The organism is Thermaerobacillus caldiproteolyticus (assembly GCF_015326725.1).
GTDB lineage: Bacteria > Bacillota > Bacilli > Bacillales > Anoxybacillaceae > Thermaerobacillus > Thermaerobacillus caldiproteolyticus.
Genome location: NZ_CP064060.1, coordinates 1,982,179 through 1,998,712 on the forward strand (window position 1 = coordinate 1,982,179; position 16,534 = coordinate 1,998,712).

Annotated in this window: 12 protein-coding genes and 2 pseudogenes; 3 read left to right on the plus strand and 11 right to left on the minus strand. The window is 40.6% G+C overall.

What is annotated here, in order from left to right:
• Positions 1 to 173: 173 nt before the first annotated feature.
• From ISX45_RS09885 to ISX45_RS09915, 7 genes are all read right to left on the minus strand, one after another.
• Positions 174 to 1,157 (minus strand): alpha-ketoacid dehydrogenase subunit beta, encoded by a 984-nt coding sequence (locus ISX45_RS09885; RefSeq protein WP_181554328.1) that lies wholly within the window; start codon positions 1,155 to 1,157, stop codon positions 174 to 176.
• Between the two features lie 13 nt (positions 1,158 to 1,170).
• Positions 1,171 to 2,166, minus strand: a complete 996-nt coding sequence (locus ISX45_RS09890) for a thiamine pyrophosphate-dependent dehydrogenase E1 component subunit alpha (RefSeq protein WP_194518879.1) — start codon at positions 2,164 to 2,166, stop codon at positions 1,171 to 1,173.
• A gap of 22 nt (positions 2,167 to 2,188) precedes the next feature.
• The gene (gene lpdA / locus ISX45_RS09895) at positions 2,189 to 3,610 is read right to left on the minus strand and encodes a dihydrolipoyl dehydrogenase (protein ID WP_194518880.1); all 1,422 of its coding nucleotides are present in this window, start codon (positions 3,608 to 3,610) and stop codon (positions 2,189 to 2,191) included.
• Positions 3,611 to 3,626: 16 nt separating this feature from the next.
• The gene (buk, locus tag ISX45_RS09900; protein WP_181554331.1) at positions 3,627 to 4,754 is read right to left on the minus strand and encodes a butyrate kinase; all 1,128 of its coding nucleotides are present in this window, start codon (positions 4,752 to 4,754) and stop codon (positions 3,627 to 3,629) included.
• Positions 4,755 to 4,808: 54 nt separating this feature from the next.
• The gene (gene bcd / locus ISX45_RS09905) at positions 4,809 to 5,912 is read right to left on the minus strand and encodes a branched-chain amino acid dehydrogenase (protein WP_194518881.1); all 1,104 of its coding nucleotides are present in this window, start codon (positions 5,910 to 5,912) and stop codon (positions 4,809 to 4,811) included.
• A 27-nt stretch (positions 5,913 to 5,939) separates the two neighbouring features.
• Positions 5,940 to 6,845 carry a phosphate butyryltransferase gene (gene yqiS / locus ISX45_RS09910; protein ID WP_194520678.1) on the minus strand — a complete coding sequence of 302 codons (906 nt, stop codon included), beginning with the start codon at positions 6,843 to 6,845 and terminating at the stop codon, positions 5,940 to 5,942.
• Positions 6,846 to 6,980: 135 nt separating this feature from the next.
• Positions 6,981 to 9,053, minus strand: a complete 2,073-nt coding sequence (locus ISX45_RS09915) for a sigma-54 interaction domain-containing protein (protein ID WP_181554333.1) — start codon at positions 9,051 to 9,053, stop codon at positions 6,981 to 6,983.
• Positions 9,054 to 9,194: 141 nt separating this feature from the next.
• On the opposite strand from ISX45_RS09915, the gene ISX45_RS09920 reads away from it, so the two are divergent.
• Entirely contained in the window at positions 9,195 to 9,452 is a 258-nt protein-coding gene (locus tag ISX45_RS09920; protein WP_181554847.1) for a DUF2627 domain-containing protein, read from the plus strand.
• Between the two features lie 3 nt (positions 9,453 to 9,455).
• Here the strand turns inward: ISX45_RS09920 and ISX45_RS09925 are convergent, their stop codons facing one another.
• Positions 9,456 to 10,190 carry a glycerophosphodiester phosphodiesterase gene (locus ISX45_RS09925; RefSeq protein ID WP_181554334.1) on the minus strand — a complete coding sequence of 245 codons (735 nt, stop codon included), beginning with the start codon at positions 10,188 to 10,190 and terminating at the stop codon, positions 9,456 to 9,458.
• A 133-nt stretch (positions 10,191 to 10,323) separates the two neighbouring features.
• Here ISX45_RS09925 and ISX45_RS09930 point away from each other — a divergent pair, with 133 nt between their 5' ends.
• Entirely contained in the window at positions 10,324 to 10,461 is a 138-nt protein-coding gene (locus ISX45_RS09930; protein WP_181554335.1) for a YycC family protein, read from the plus strand.
• A gap of 46 nt (positions 10,462 to 10,507) precedes the next feature.
• On the opposite strand, the gene ISX45_RS09935 is transcribed toward ISX45_RS09930, so the two are convergent.
• From ISX45_RS09935 to ISX45_RS09945, 3 genes and pseudogenes are all read right to left on the minus strand, one after another.
• Positions 10,508 to 11,692 (minus strand): MFS transporter, encoded by a 1,185-nt coding sequence (locus tag ISX45_RS09935; protein ID WP_194518882.1) that lies wholly within the window; start codon positions 11,690 to 11,692, stop codon positions 10,508 to 10,510.
• 15 nt (positions 11,693 to 11,707) lie between these two features.
• Complete coding sequence (locus ISX45_RS09940) at positions 11,708 to 12,157, minus strand: MarR family winged helix-turn-helix transcriptional regulator (RefSeq protein ID WP_220129346.1); 450 nt, start codon at positions 12,155 to 12,157, stop codon at positions 11,708 to 11,710.
• A gap of 320 nt (positions 12,158 to 12,477) precedes the next feature.
• Positions 12,478 to 12,570, minus strand: a pseudogene (locus ISX45_RS09945) (sporulation transcription factor Spo0A); the annotation flags it as partial.
• 2,532 nt (positions 12,571 to 15,102) lie between these two features.
• On the opposite strand from ISX45_RS09945, the pseudogene ISX45_RS09950 reads away from it, so the two are divergent.
• Positions 15,103 to 16,320, plus strand: a pseudogene (locus tag ISX45_RS09950) (glycosyltransferase family 4 protein); the annotation flags it as partial.
• Between the last annotated feature and the right edge of the window lie 214 nt (positions 16,321 to 16,534).

The following is a 16,534-nucleotide window of genomic DNA, read 5'->3' on the forward strand; positions in this document are numbered from 1 at the left end:
CGATTACCTCCTATCTTGATTAAAAGCTGTTTAAGAAAGCTGTGGCTAGCTGCATGCTTATTAAAATCGAACAAGAACGAAAGCGGGCATGATTGCGTCCACATCATCGTCCTTTGTTCGGCTTTTACTACGCATAAGCGTGACAATACAATCAAAAAATGGCCGACATTCCATTAAAATGCTGCTAATTCTCGCATTGCTTTTTCTACTTTATCAGGGTTTACCATGAAGAATTTCTCCATTGTTGGAGCATATGGCATCGCCGGCACATCAGGACCAGCTAGACGCATAATTGGCGCATCTAAATCAAATAAGCAATGTTCCGCGATAATCGCAGCCACTTCGCTCATGATGCTTCCTTCTTTGTTATCTTCTGTAACAAGAAGCACTTTCCCCGTTTTGCTTGCCGCTTCGATGATCGCTTCTTTGTCTAACGGATACACCGTACGCAAGTCTAATACATGAGCAGAAATGCCGTCTTGCGCTACCCTTTCTGCCGCTTGAAGCGCAAAGTGTACACATAGACCATACGTAATAACCGTAATATCTTCTCCTTCGCGTTTGACGTCCGCTTTCCCAATTGGCAATACATAATCGTCCGCAGGAACTTCACCTTTAATTAAGCGGTAAGCACGCTTATGCTCGAAGAACAATACTGGGTCTTCATCACGAATTGCTGCTTTTAATAACCCTTTCACGTCATAAGGAGTCGATGGCATGACAATTTTTAAGCCTGGTTGATTCGCAAACACCGCTTCAACAGATTGCGAGTGGTAAAGCGCTCCGTGAACACCGCCGCCATATGGTGCACGAATGACAATCGGGCAGTTCCAATCATTATTAGAGCGATAACGAATCCGTGCCGCTTCAGAAATGATTTGATTCACTGCTGGCATGATGAAATCGGCAAATTGTATTTCTGCAATTGGGCGCAATCCGTACATCGCTGCACCGATTCCGACACCAACGATTGCTGATTCTGCTAAAGGCGTATCAATGACGCGTTCTTCACCAAATTGCTCGTACAATCCTTGGGTCGCTTTAAATACCCCACCTTTTTTTCCTACGTCTTCCCCTAATACGAACACGCGGGAATCTCGTTCCATTTCCTCCCGGATCGCCATCGTAACGGCATCAATATATGAAATGACTGGCATTCTTCGTTCCTCCTTACTTCTCAGCGTATACGTACTTTAATGCGTGTTCTGGTTCCGCATACGGTGCTTTTTCCGCATAATCTGTCGCTTCGTTTACTTGTTTTGTGATGCGATCGTGAATTTCTTTTTCTAGCTCGTCCGTTAGCACGCCTACTTCTTTTAAGTAATTCGCAAATAAAAAAATTGGATCTTTGGCGCGCGCTTCGGCTAATTCTTCAGGTGTGCGATAAGCGCGGTCATCGTCATCAGAAGAGTGAGCCGTTAAACGGTAAGAAACCGTTTCGATTAATGTCGGACCTTCGCCGCGGCGAGCACGATCAGCCGCTTCTTTTACGACTTTATATACTTCTAATGGATCATTTCCATCTACCGTATAGCCAGGCATACCGTAACCAATTGCACGGTCAGACACTTTTTCGCATGCTAATTGTTTTTCTATCGGAACAGAGATTGCATATTTATTGTTTTCGCACATGAAGATAACCGGTAACTTATGAACACCGGCAAAGTTGGCCCCTTCATGGAAGTCACCTTGGTTCGAAGACCCTTCACCAAATGTCACGAATGTAATGAAGTCTTTTTTCTCCATTTTCGCCGCTAATGCGATACCAACCGCATGTGGCACTTGTGTTGTTACCGGTGAAGAACCTGTAACGATGCGGTTTTTCTTTTTTCCAAAGTGACCAGGCATTTGACGGCCGCCAGAGTTTGGATCTTCCGCTTTCGCAAACGCGGAAAGCATTAATTCTGTTGGTGTCATACCGAATGTTAACACAACACCCATGTCGCGATAGTAAGGTAAGACGTAGTCTTTCGTGCGATCTAAAGCGAATGCAGCTCCGACTTGAGCCGCTTCTTGTCCTTGACAAGAGATGACAAACGGGATTTTACCAGCACGGTTTAAAAGCCACATGCGCTCGTCGATTTTCCGAGCTAACAACATCGTTTCATACATCTCTAATACTGTTTCATCACTTAAGCCTAACGCTTGATGACGATTTTCAGCCATCAAAACAACCTCCCTTTATCCATTAAAAATGAATCGCTTTCCCATCAACAGCCAACGCAGCTTCTGCCATCGCTTCTGATAATGTTGGATGCGGATGAATGGTATGAGCAACTTCCCATGGAGTTGCGTCAAGCACACGTGCAAGACCTGCTTCAGAAATCATGTCTGTCACATGAGGTCCTACCATATGAACGCCGAGCAAGTCATTTGTCTCTTCATCAGCAACAATTTTAACGAATCCGTCAGCTTCTCCGAATACAAGCGCTTTACCAATCGCTTTGAACGGGAATTTACCAACTTTTACTTTATACCCTTTTTCTTTTGCCTCTTCTTCCGTTAAACCGACGCTTGCTACTTCCGGACGGCTGTACACGCATTTTGAAATCATTGTATAGTCAATCGGTGATGGATTTTGGCCGGCAATATGTTCAACAGCGACAATTCCTTCGTGAGAAGCGACATGAGCAAGTTGTAAGCCGCCAATAACATCGCCAATTGCATAAATATGAGACTCTTTTGTTTGATAGAATTCATTGGTTTGAATGAAGCCTTTTTCCACAATGATATCTGTATTTTCTAAACCAATCCCCTCAATATTTGCCTGACGACCGATAGAAACAAGCATTTTTTCCGCTGTGAACGCTTTTTGTTCGCCTTTATGTTCAGCTTTAATGGTTACACCGTTCCCTTTTTCAAGTGTTTCAGGCAATACTTTTGCATTCGTTACAATATTAATGCCACGTTGTTTTAATAATTTTTCCACTTCTTTTGAAACGTCGCGGTCTTCAGTTGGTAAAATGCGATCAGCATACTCTAATACCGTTACTTCAACGCCGAAATCATTTAACATGGAAGCCCACTCGATACCAATGACTCCTCCACCGACGATGATGATTGATGCTGGAAGCTTCTCTAATTGTAACGCCTCATCAGATGTAATCACATATTCACCGTCAATGTCTAATCCCGGTAACGTACGTGGACGAGATCCTGTGGCAATGATGACGTTTTTCGGAACAAGCATTTCGTTTTCGCCGCCATTGTTCAATTCAACAGAAATCGTTCCTGGCATTGGCGAGAAGATCGATGGACCTAAAATTCGTCCTGTTCCTTCATACACATCAATTTTTCCTTTTTTCATTAAGTGTTGAACACCTTTATGCAGCTGCTCAACAATTTTACCTTTGCGCTCTTGCACTTTTACAAAATCCAATTTCACATCATTAACAAATACGCCAAACTTTTCGCTTTCTTTTGTTTGTGCGTATACTTCCGCGCTGCGAAGCAATGCTTTACTTGGAATGCAACCGGCATGTAAGCACGTACCGCCAAGTTTTCCTTTTTCCACTACTGCTGTTTTTATCCCAAGTTGTGCCGCACGAATCGCCGCTACATATCCGCCTGTACCACCGCCTAATATGACGAGATCGTATTCTTTTGCCATCAATGCCCGCTCCTTCCTATTGCATCACTTTTGTTTTCACCGAATTTCCCGGATATTCCTTTTCTTCTTCTTCGCCGCGTAAGACACGCAATGCACCTTCTGCAAGCGCTTGCAACTCGTTTTCCCCCGGGTGAACAATCACATCAGCAATCCATTTTACGCGGTCAGCAATTTCTTTAACGAATTCTTTTCCATAAGCTAGTCCGCCCGTTAAAATGATCGCGTCTACTTTTCCGGCTAATACGGCACTGGCAGCACCAATTTCTTTTGCTACTTGGTAAGCCATTGCACTGTAAACTAGTTTTGCCTTTTGATCCCCTTCTTCAATCATTTTTTCGACTTTCACGGCATCATTCGTTCCGAGATAACCGACTAATCCGCCTTGACCAACTAACATTTTCATAATTTCATCACGATAATATTCACCTGAAAAGCATAGGGAAACAAGATCGCCTGCCGGCACTGTACCAGCACGTTCAGGACTGAACGGACCTTCGCCGTCTAATCCGTTGTTTACGTCAACTACCCTTCCTTGTTTATGAGCGCCAACCGTGATTCCACCGCCCATATGAGTGACAATCAAATTTAATTCCTCATATTTTTTACCAAGCTGCTTTGCGACACGACGAGCAACGGCTTTTTGGTTTAAAGCGTGGAAAATGCTCCTTCGTTCAATGAGGGAAAAACCGGAAATTCTCGCTATTGGCTCAAGCTCATCGACTACAACCGGGTCAACGATAAACGCGGGGATATTTAACGCAGATGCGATTTCATGAGCTAAAATACCGCCAAGGTTAGAAGCATGCTGTCCTGCATAACCTTTACGTAAATCTTCTAGCATTTGCTCATTAACGCGATACGTTCCCCCTTCAATTGGGCGCAATAAACCGCCGCGACCGCAAACGGCGCTTAACTTTGAAATGTTTATTCCTTCTTCGTCAAGCGCATCCAGAATCGTTTGTTTCCGAAATTCATATTGCTCAATAATTGATTGATATTTCTGTAATATTTCGGTATCATGGCGGATTGTTTTCTCAAAAATGGAACGTTCATTATCAAATACGCCAATTTTTGTTGAAGTGGATCCAGGATTAATGACTAAAATGCGAAATTCTTTCTCCTCTTGCAAGGTTCCAACCTCCATTTTTTACGATGAAAGCGAGAAAAGAATCGTTCTCGCTTTCATCGCTTATTTTATTTAGCGATTGCGGCGACGGCTCAAAATATGTTGGCCATTTTGTAAAAATTGACTGCGGGATTTGCGCATTTTTTCAATTCGTTCTTCTGCTAAACGGTCTGCTGCTTTATAAGTTGGGATGTTGTCGCGTTTAGAGATTTCAAATACTTTTTCAATGTTGTTGTAAATTTGTTCCACTTTCTTTAAGGCACGTTCGCGATTGTAACCATATAATTCGTCAGCGACGTTGATCACACCGCCAGCGTTGATCACATAGTCAGGAGCATATACGATGCCCATTTCATGAATGATGTCACCATGTCTTGCTTCTTTTAATTGGTTGTTCGCCGCCCCAGCGATGACTTTTGCTTTTAATTGCGGAATGGTTTGGTCATTAATGATGCCACCAAGTGCGCATGGAGCAAAAATGTCGCAGTCTACTCCGTAAATATCGTTCGGGTCCACCGCTTTTGCATCAAATTCCTCTACTACACGTTGCACCGCCTCTTTGTTAATGTCTGTCACAATTAGTTTTGCGCCTTCTTCATGAAGGTGACGGCATAAGTTGTAAGCAACATTTCCAACCCCTTGTACAGCGATGACTTTTCCTTCTAAGGAATCTGTTCCGAACGCTTCTTTCGCTGCGGCTTTCATCCCACGATAAACCCCGTATGCTGTTACAGGAGATGGATTACCGGATGAACCGAATTCAGGGGAAATGCCTGTTACATAATCCGTTTCTTGATAAATGATGTCCATATCTGCAACGGTTGTACCAACATCTTCAGCAGTGATGTAGCGGCCGTTTAATCCTTGAATGAAGCGGCCAAACGCACGGAACATCGCTTCGTTTTTATCTTTGCGCGGGTCGCCGATAATAACTGTTTTACCACCGCCAAGGTTTAAACCGGCTGCAGCGTTTTTGTAAGTCATACCACGTGCTAAACGAAGCGCGTCTTCAATTGCTGCTACCTCTGATTCGTACATCCACATACGTGTACCGCCTAAAGCTGGTCCTAATGTTGTATCATGGATGGCAATAATTGCTTTTAATCCTGACTCTTTGTCCTGGCAGAATAATAATTGCTCATAGTCATATTGTTCCATATATTTGAAGATTTCCATGTTGATTTCCTCCCCAAAAGATTTTCATTATTTTGATGCGGAGCAAACCGCAAGAGCTAACGAATAAAGTTTGCTTTCTGCAGAATCTGCGCGTGATGTTAAGACAATCGGAGCCTTCGCCCCAGCAATTACTGCACCTACTTTTGCATTAGCGAAGTAAATTAATGATTTATACAATACATTTCCTGTTTCAATGTTAGGAACAAGGAGAATATCAGCTTGTCCCGCTACTTCACTGTCAATTCCTTTATGTTCAGCAGCCAGCATTGAAACTGCGTTATCAAGAGCTAATGGGCCATCAACGATACAATCGGTAATTTGGCCTCGCTTGTTCATCATAGTTAATGCAGCTGCATCAAGCGTTGCCGGCATCGCCGGATTTACCACTTCAACGGCAGCAAGAGGTGCTACTTTCGGCTTTTCGATTCCGATGGCTCTCGCTATCGATACCGCATTGGAGACAATTTGCGCTTTTTGCTCCAGATCCGGCGCGATATTCATCGCCGCATCGGTAACAATGATATAGTGGTCATAGCTAGGCACTTCAAATACCGCCACATGTGATAAAACTTTTCCTGTTCGCAAACCAAACTCTTTATTCAGAACAGCTTTTAAAATCGTCGCTGTCGGAACATTCCCTTTCATTAGTACATTTGCTTCATTCAAATGTACCGCTTTTACCGCTAGTTCGGTCGCTTGAACTTTAGAATCCGCATGCACTAATTGTACCCTGCCATTTTTTGCATAGTCTTCATTTTTTTGTTTTAACAATTGTGAAATTTTTTCACTGTCTCCATACAAGATAAATCGTCCGAAATTACTGTCCAGCGCCATTGTGACAGCTTCAATTACTTCTTCATCTTCTGCCGCAGCAACTGCAACTGTCATATTGTCATATTGGGTTGCCTGGTCGACTAACGATTGCAGCTTCATATCATGAATCCAACCCCTTTGTCCTTTCATTTCGTCTCGCACTTTTATAATATGCAAAAATCGTGCCAAACAAAAAATATTGAAAACGCTTTATTTTTTTCGTGCTCGTTTGCAATGATTTGCGTTATATGCAAATTATTGCATGTATTTTTTTGCAAGTCCATATTTTTCTAATTTGTAATATAGATTGCGAATTGAAATGCCTAACGCTTTCGCCGTTGCCGTTTTATTGCCATGATGTTTTTGTAATGCTCTTTCAATTAAATGCGCTTCATATTGCTCCATCATCTCATCGAGCGGACGAATCTCCTCTCCATTCAAAAGCGAATCTTCATGTCTATCGTGTTCAGCATGAGGTATTTTTAACGGTGGAATATGTTTCACATCAATGAGCACTTCATGAAATTTCATAAAAATCATCGCGCGACCTAACACATTTTCGAGCTCACGAACATTGCCCGGCCAATCATACGATAAAAGATAATGAATGGCTTCTTCCGTTAATCCTTCTACGTTTCGTCCGTAATCTTGATTTAATTTTTGAATTAAATGATGACATAAAGCCGGAATATCTTGCTTCCTTGCCCGAAGCGGCGGAATATAAATTGGCATCCGGTTAAGACGGTAATACAAATCTTCCCGGAATGTCCCTTCAGAGATCGCCTTTTCTAAATTGACATTTGTCGCAGCAATGACGCGAACATTGATTGGAATCGGTTTTGTTCCCCCGACGCGAACAATTTCCCTTTCTTGGAGAACGCGCAATAATTTCGCCTGCGTATTTGCAGAAAGCTCACCAATTTCATCAAGGAAAATACTTCCGTTATTCGCTTCCTCAAACAACCCGCGCTTTCCACCTCGCTTGGCTCCGGAAAATGCTCCTTCTTCATATCCAAATAATTCGCTTTCTAATAGTGTTTCAGAAAGGGCGGCACAATTCACACGGACAAATTTGTTATATTTTCGATCGCTCGCATTATGGATGGCGTGAGCGAACAATTCTTTTCCCGTTCCCGATTCCCCGCGCAATAAAATCGTTACCGGCGTCTTCGCTGCTAGTTTCGCTTGCTCAATTGCTACGGTCATTTCTTCGGATGTGCCGATAATATCAGCAAATGAATATTTCGCCTCCAACGTGCGAATAATTTGTCGAGCGCGATTTAATTCATTGGTAAGCCGCTGAATTTCGGAAACGTCATGAATAACGCCAACGCTTCCTTTTAATACGCCATCGACAATAATCGGAGCAACATTGACAACAACATCACGGTTTTTCGGCCCCACTTTCATGCGCACACCACGAACAGGACGGCGCGTTTTCAAGACTTGCATATGCATACTTTCCCCTTCTGCAATATCTGCAGTTGCTGGTTTGCCGATGACTTCTTCTTCAGTAAGACCCGTAATGCGCGTATAAGCGGGATTGATTAAAATGCCATTGCCATGCTCGTCAACAACCGAAATCGCTTCTTCCGATGAATGAATAATCGCCTCTAACATCATGCGAATTTCCTTTAAATTAGTAATTTCTTCGGCTAGCCGAACAAACTCCGTCACGTCCTTAAAGACCGCAAGAGCCCCAAATAGCTTTCCAGATTCATCCACCATAGGAACGCGCGTCGTAATTATTTTTCGTCCGTTATCTAACTTTAGTTCTTGATGAAACTCTGTTTGCTTCGTTTTTAATACTCTCGGCAGCCTACTTGTCGGAATGACTTCTAAAATATGTTTGCCAATCGCCTTCGTTTTATCCACCTCGATCATCTCGGCTGCACTGTCATTTATATCGGTAATATAAGCGAACTCATCAACAACGATCATTCCATCATGAGTCGCGTTAAAAATTAAATCACGACGAGTCGTTTCACTTTTTAACTTCGCGATTAATGCCTCTTTTTCTTCGATGAGTTCAGCGATCATACGGGCAACCATTCCCGGTACAACAACAGTATGAGGATCGCTTCTTTTGCGGATTTCTTCAAATACGTGCTTTTCTCCCGTTGTTTCGATGATAAGATCAATTCCTTCGGTTAAAAAGGCACGCCAATCGGTTCCCGTGGGAATGCCCATCTTTTGCGCAAGCTGGATTCCCGGCGCTTGTTCATTAATATCCGCGACAGCAACAACTTGGATGATCGTCGCCTTTTGCAAAATTTGCAATAATGCGGTACCACCTTTCCCCGCGCCAACAATTAGTACTTTTTTCATTCCATTCACCGCTCTTTAACATTATGCAATTTTTTGCAGACACTTCTATCATACCGATTTTTTCTTTTCTTGACAAATCTCATCAAAAGTTTATGATGTTTGGTGAAACGATTTTTGATGAACGAAAGGATTAGAATCGCAATGCAACGAATGATCGCTCTTACAATTTTGCTGATTCCGGGTTTTTTGGCAGCTTTAGGAATTAAATGGATGCGCGATACGCTGTTTGGCATTCTGCATGCCCCACTTCCATCCCTTTGGCTTCAGTTCTTGTGCGGATTTCTTCTATTCGCACTCGGTTTAGGGTTTATCGGCGGATTTATTCTTCACCGCGACCAAAAACGAAACAAAGTTCAACCAAGGTTTCAAAAAAAACAAAAAAACGACCCGAGCTCGTAACGTTCAGGTCGTTTTTTGATTGTTTAATAATTGTTTTGCTTTTGATGGATAATCAGTGAAAATCGCATCTACTTGATATTGAAACATTTTTTTCATTAACCCTGCTTTGTTAATCGTAAACGGCCGCACTGCCACACGATGGTCGTGTGCTTGACGAACGAACGATTCTGTTACGGTACCATGGTATGGATGCAATCCAGATGCTCCGATGGCACGCATATATTTCCATGGTTGACATAAGCTTTTCATATAAAGAATCGCTGTCTCAATCTCAGGAGCAAGTCGATGACAAAGCGCCATACTATTATGATTAAACGATGAGAGGACGACGCGATGCTCTAAATGGTAATGTCTAACCATGTCAATGACTTTTTCCTCTAATTTTTTATATTCAATCAATCCATTTTTCAATTCAATATTTAGCAATAACTCAGTTGGTTCTATCCATTGGAGCACTTCCTCTAGCAGTGGAATGCGACAGAAATCATATTGTTCGGCGAATTTATAAACAGCGTTGAATTGTTGTAACTCCTTATATATAAAATCTTTCACCCATCCTGTACCATCGGTTGTCCGATCAATCGTTTCATCATGAATGACCACGAGCGCTCCATCTTTTGTCATTTGTACATCTAATTCAATCCCGTCCGCTTCGACTCGTTCCGCTTCGTAAAAGGCAATCATCGTATTTTCTGGATGCGTGCCAGCTGAACCGCGGTGAGCAAAAATTTTAGTCATCGTTCCGCTCCTTTCCCGTCCTTTTCAACAATAAAGCACGATAATAAAAATATATGCGAAAGGTTGCAAAAGTTTGCTATACTATTGATTCAAGAAATCATATCTAGTTTAATATAACAAAGAGGTGATTGAAATGCGCCCGCTCCAAATTTCATTGGAAACAGCACAAAAATTAGCCAAGGCATTAGGCATCCCGATCGAGCAAGTAATGCATATGCCACAGCACATTTTAGTGCAAAAACTAGTTGAGTTAGAAAAAGAGAAAAAATGAAAAGGTAGCTCACGTGAGACTACCTTTTTTTCTGCTTCGTAATCAGTCAGGAAACTTTATCCATTGCATTTACCGCACGTTTATGACGAAGGAATAGGAATATATATGTGACAAGCAATACAACTAAACACACAATGGAATATCCGTACATAAGGCGGTAGCCAGTATAAGAGGCTAGAACACCAAGACTAATCGAGCCAATTGCCATTCCAAGGTCCATGAAGGAAAAAAACATCGCATTAGCTGTTCCTTGTTTCTCTTTTGATACAAAGCTGACAGCTAAGGCCTGAAGAGTCGGTGTTATAGTTCCATACGCAATTCCGTAAAACACCCCAGCAAGAAGCAAAGTCCATATATCTTGCGTGGCCGCTAAAAGACACAGCCCGATGATTCCACTTACAATCGCAGGGTATAGAATGACCTTATGCCCTTTGCTGTCAAAGATCCGACCTGAAAGAGGACGCACAATCGCCATTGTGACCGCTATGATCAGAAAAAACAATGAAACAGATCCTCCCAACTGAACCTCTTTGCCAAGCTCCCCAAGAAAACTAACAACTCCTCCTAATGTAATCGTAAAAAAGGATGCCAATAAACATGGAGAAAATGCTTTTTTATCAAAGGCGTATTCTATAAAAGAAACTTCCTTTGTTCTCATACGATTAGAATGAGGAGAGCGAATAAAAATGTTAAGAAGTAACGTTACAATCGCTAACAAAACAGCCAATAATAATAACGCATTAAATGAGAAAAACTGAATCAATGATAGAGCAAACATCGGAGCTAGGCTTGTTCCAACGCTAGTAGCCATTCCATAATAACCAATTCCTTCACCAAGTCGCCTTACAGGAATCACGGTCGTGGCCATCGTTGAAATAATAGTAGAGACAATTCCAAATGCGATTCCATGTAAAATTCTTAAAAAGAGCAATAACGACACCGACTTTTGATGATAACTTAAAGCGATGGTAACAGCGAGAAAAATCAAAGACGCGATGTTTACCTTTTTTATATTGGCTTTATGGATTATCCCCCCAACGAAAGGTCTTGTAATAATTGCCGATATCATAAAAGCGGTAGTCATCATTCCTGCTTGAGCAGGATTGTGGTTCACGTGAGAAACAAATGCTGGAAAACCAGCCGTCAACAGCTGTAAACAACAGAAAAATAAAAAAGCCATTAAAATAATGGCAACAAATTGTGCAGTCCACAGTTTAGAAGACTCATTCATCTCCATCCCTTCTTTCTAATTGTTTGGATTTTCCAACAAAGCATCGATGTTTCTTTCGATGGAACGTAATACTTCTTGATAAATAGCTAACTTTTCTTCATCGATTTGATGAACAAATTTTTCAAAAACGGTTTCAATAAATGGAATTAATTGTTGAGATAGCTCGGTTCCTTTTTCGGTAATTGTAATAAGGAAAGAGCGCCGATCTGTTGGATTCGGAATTCTTTCAGCGAATCCGTTTTTTTCAAGAAGGTCGAGAATTTTCGTAAGGGTTGCCTGGTCTTTATCCGCTCTCTCGGCCAGTTCTTTTTGGGAAATTTTATCCGACTCATTCAATGTTCGTAGCACTCCCCACTGTTCCGCCGTAATGTTGTAAGGCTTTAAATAAACATTTAAAATACGAGTGATTTTTCTGCTAACACGAACCGAGGCAGATCCAATTGATTTATCTTTTGATATATCCATGATCAGGTCTCCTTTTATGTAATCCTCTATATTATTATACACATAAATAATATATGTATAAATATAATTTGTACACAAACTATTAATATATGTATAAATATAATTTGTACACAAACTATATTTCAGCTCACCACTCATGATCGATATGTTCGACTTACAAATAAATAGGGAAGAAAACAGATGTTTTGAATGTCGCCTCGGCACCTTATCCCTCTGATTCTCAATTGCCTTTACGAGTACTGCTTCAGATAAAGCATTTTGCTTCGAGCGCTCATTCATTCTTAGCCTTCTCCACGCGGTTACCATTAAACAGATCATTTTTAAGAAGCTTTATGCTCCAAACGCAATTTATCCGCCACCATTGCGACGAACTCGCTGTTCATTGGTCTTTCTTTCGACATGCTGACGGTGTAAAACCGTGCTATATCAACTTACGATATTTATATGCATTCCGGCTTCTTATCCGTGTTTTCATTAGTAAAAAATTGTTTACTTCTTAACGCTGATTCTAACAAATTTACAAATAGAAATTGAATAATTCGTAATATGTACGAAAAAATCGACGAGCCGCATTAGCAGCTCTCCATACAGTGTTGCTCCATCAATCCCCCTTACGATATCCTTCGGCTTCGCCGCTCATTAACACCATTTCTCCGCGGTGTAGATGCGCCAGGAAATAGTTATAGGGAACGTAGTTAAGCCCGCTTCTATAGTCTTCCAGTTCTTTCTCTTTTTGCGGACCGAACCATTACTACAATTTTTTAGCGCCTATTTCCCTTGCTTTTCGTTTAGCTAATCGCACATGATTTTGTGGGCTACCATAACCGAAAATTAAGAAATTATCACACTATATAACGGGAAATAATGGAAAATAAGTCGATTTTTTACCTAATTTGATGTATTATTTACTTAAAGTCAATCGTACGAGCAGGGTGGGCGGTTGAGCCTCCAATAAGGAGGTGAAACCGATGGACATGGCGACAGCAATGTTTATGATCTCATTGATAACATTGGTCGTGTTGCTAATCGATAAAATAAAAAAGTAACCCACCCTGTGTTTGGCGAACGGAGGGTGGATTACTTCTTTTAAAAGTCCCAATGATGTTTTGCCAATCGCTCATCTTGTGACGTGCGATTGATTTAAACCTTGGTGTCGGCGCACCGTATTATATTATAACACTCTTCCGAAGTTTAAAAAACATATATCTGTAAATTTAGTAAATTTATTTTTACAAAAAAACGTTCAATTTCTCATCGAATGACCTATAATCTAAAAAAATCGTTGAGATCGCCATTAGTACATCACCGCTTTATCAAGCCATTCTTGACGGACGCTACAAGTATACGGTCGCCGACTTGTAATTCGTCTTGATACTCCATTTCTACCGTTGTCCCCCGTTAATCTTAACTTGCTTTCGTTATATACTGTGCAACGATAAGGTCTTCGCGGTGAAATTCGATTTTCATGTTATTGATTTTTTATGTCGGTCGGTGCGCTTGTGACCGTTGTCAGTTCAATGTCAACGTCTTTGTTGTATATAAGTTGATTAAGCAAACTGCTCCCCTGCCTTCTACAATGTTCTTTTTGCATCCCCCATCTACGCTCCTTCTCTCTTTGGACTAATTCCGCTAACTCATCCGCTATTTCTGAATGCCAAATTCATAGCGTACATTCAAATTATCGACGTTAATCGTAACACTAGCGCTGCCAGCGCGCTCTTACGATTATTCATCCGCTTCTCCACGATAGCTAATAGATCATCAAAACTTATATGTAACATACATAAAAGGTAAAATATGGTATAAAAGTGTTAAACATATATGGAATCATTAACTTTGAAATGTTTTTAATCGCGGCATTTCTTCTAAATTTAACTCCGAGTACAGATACAATATATAGTATTTCTCAAGACAGAAAAGAAAGGATTTATTCAGCTCTTGGAATTACTACGGGAGCAGTTGTTCATACTTTACTTGCTGCTCGTCATTTTTAATGAAACTAATCATAAGGTGCTATTAGCAACAAACGCCGTAAGAGAGCATAGATATCGTTACCTCCAGAACTGAAATATAAAAAATCTACATACAAGAACATTACCAATCCGAAAGCCGCCTTGTCCTTTTTAGCATTTATCCCTCAATTAGGTACAAATACTTTAATCCCTTTTATCATCCTGGGTCTTACATTTATGGTGTCTAATCATTGCTTATTTTTCTTCTGCTGTCACTAAGAAACTAAGAGAAAATTCAAAAATTGAAATGCTTACTTATAAAGTTTTAAGAAAAAGCTTTAACAAACCAAGTGCAACAGAATAGCCATTATGTTGTATTAAAAATCTCAGATCTATGTAGGATTCACAGTATCCGTATGTCCCGGCTTTTCAGATTTTTTGCACCAGAACCCTTGTAATTAATGCTGTTCACATCGAACAGTTGCCAAATAGAATAAAATGCTTCAATCACTTTTTGATTGCTTGATAAATTAAGGAATGTCATGATTGCCTCGGTTAAAGAATTTCTCTGAGTTCATGTCTACAAGACTGTGGCCGTTTCACCGCATTATATGCTTTCTTCCCCTGACAAAATACAGAGCTGTCCAAGGGAAATTTCAAGCCAAAGATTGGGGTCAACACTTGGAAAAATGCCTACAGGATGGAGCAATCCATCATGGTTCGAACATCTAATAGCCGAACCCCGCTCTGAGTTTGAGATTTTCAACCGACTGACTAGCATCGGTTTGTAGGTTCGCATATCAGTTAAGGAAATGTACGTGCCTCGACAGACTCACTTAATGCCGCATAAAAATAAAAATCAGAAAATTTAAATAAAACCTCAATTATATCGTTAGATATAAAAATATTGTGTAATAAGGACAGTCGCCTATACCATAGACTAGTTCTCTAAATATATTATACATGTAAATATTAACAGAAGGAGATGTATTTATGAGAATACTACTTGCTACGTACTGGGCCGTTCCACATGTAGGGGGAGTATGGGGTTATATGAAGCAACTTAAAGAAAAGCTTGAGTCTTTAGGACATGAAGTAGATTTACTGGGTTACGGTGAGGATAATAGCTACGTTTACATTGTAAATAAAAATCAGAGGTTAGAAAAAGATCAGCTGCTACCTTTGCTTAACGAAAAACTTAACAAAGAAGCCTATCCGGCTATTTATGAAAATGAACTGGTGAAATATACTGAATTTCAACGTTATTTTTATGAGTTAGCTGCTGCCTATTTTGGTTTGGAAAAATATGATGTGATTCACACACAAGATGTCATTTCAACTGCATGTATTAATCGAGTAAGACCTAAAGGACCTGCATTAGTAGCTACCCTACATGGTTCCGTAGCTTATGAGATTAGACATCAATTAACCACCATTCATAAATCTCCTACTTCCTACATGGCTAGAGCATACTTTGATGAGCTTGAACATATTGGAGCTACATCTGCTGAATTCACAATAGTAGCAAATGAATGGTTAAGGAATGTTTTAACGAATGAGTTTCGTGTTCCCGATGAACAGATCAAAGTGTTCCACTATGGATACGACATAGAGACTTTCATTGAACGAATGGAGGAGAAGAAATCCTCTATTAAACGTCCAGACGACAAGAAAGTCATCATTTATACGGGGCGACTTGTTGAAACTAAAGGGGTTCACCATCTAATATCCGCTCTCAGCCAATTAAAAGCAATTCGAAATGACTGGGTTTGTTGGATTGTTGGAGATGGTGATAAGAAAGCAGAGTTACAAGTCCAAAGCAAGGCCTTAGGCTTAGAAGAAGACATTTTCTTTTTTGGAAAGCGGGATGATATACCTTATTTGTTGTCTAAGTCAGATATTTTTGTTCTTCCAAGTCTCCTAGAAAACCAACCTTTATCGGTAATAGAAGCACAAATTGCCGGAAATGCTGTAATTGTTAGTGATGCAGGAGGATTGCCTGAGATTGTTGAACATGGGGTTACAGGGTTAATTTCACCTGCGGGAAACATAGAGGCTTTATGCAAAAATTTGAATTTATTACTAGAAAATAAAAAATACCGGAAAGCTCTTGGTTCCAATGCTAAAAAATGGGGAAGAGATTATTGGTCTCCAGATAAAGCGTTGGAAAATGTGTTGGATGTTTATCAAAGCGCTATTTCTAAAAGGAAAAAGGATGTGGAAAATATCCCAACTGATAATAAAGAGGAAAAAGACGAGGAAAATGTCCTAACTGATACAAGGGAAAAGGATGAGGAGAATGTCCTAACTGATAATACAAAGGAAAAGGATGAGGAGAATGTCCTAACTGATAATACAAAGGAAAAGGATGAGGAGAATGTCCTAACTGATAATACAAAGGAAAAGGATGAGGAGAATGTCCCGA

What these genes read in the sequence shown, in the direction of transcription:
- ISX45_RS09920 (WP_181554847.1), top strand. Translation starts at nt 9,195, where the DNA reads ATGCAACGAATGATCGCTCTTACAATTTTGCTGATTCCGGGTTTTTTG.
- ISX45_RS09925 (WP_181554334.1), bottom strand. Translation starts at nt 10,190, where the DNA reads ATGACTAAAATTTTTGCTCACCGCGGTTCAGCTGGCACGCATCCAGAA.
- buk (WP_181554331.1), bottom strand. Translation starts at nt 4,754, where the DNA reads ATGGAGGTTGGAACCTTGCAAGAGGAGAAAGAATTTCGCATTTTAGTC.
- ISX45_RS09940 (WP_220129346.1), bottom strand. Translation starts at nt 12,157, where the DNA reads ATGGATATATCAAAAGATAAATCAATTGGATCTGCCTCGGTTCGTGTT.
- ISX45_RS09890 (WP_194518879.1), bottom strand. Translation starts at nt 2,166, where the DNA reads ATGGCTGAAAATCGTCATCAAGCGTTAGGCTTAAGTGATGAAACAGTA.
- ISX45_RS09930 (WP_181554335.1), top strand. Translation starts at nt 10,324, where the DNA reads ATGCGCCCGCTCCAAATTTCATTGGAAACAGCACAAAAATTAGCCAAG.
- yqiS (WP_194520678.1), bottom strand. Translation starts at nt 6,845, where the DNA reads ATGAAGCTGCAATCGTTAGTCGACCAGGCAACCCAATATGACAATATG.
- ISX45_RS09885 (WP_181554328.1), bottom strand. Translation starts at nt 1,157, where the DNA reads ATGCCAGTCATTTCATATATTGATGCCGTTACGATGGCGATCCGGGAG.
- ISX45_RS09935 (WP_194518882.1), bottom strand. Translation starts at nt 11,692, where the DNA reads ATGAATGAGTCTTCTAAACTGTGGACTGCACAATTTGTTGCCATTATT.
- lpdA (WP_194518880.1), bottom strand. Translation starts at nt 3,610, where the DNA reads ATGGCAAAAGAATACGATCTCGTCATATTAGGCGGTGGTACAGGCGGA.
- bcd (WP_194518881.1), bottom strand. Translation starts at nt 5,912, where the DNA reads ATGGAAATCTTCAAATATATGGAACAATATGACTATGAGCAATTATTA.
- ISX45_RS09915 (WP_181554333.1), bottom strand. Translation starts at nt 9,053, where the DNA reads ATGAAAAAAGTACTAATTGTTGGCGCGGGGAAAGGTGGTACCGCATTA.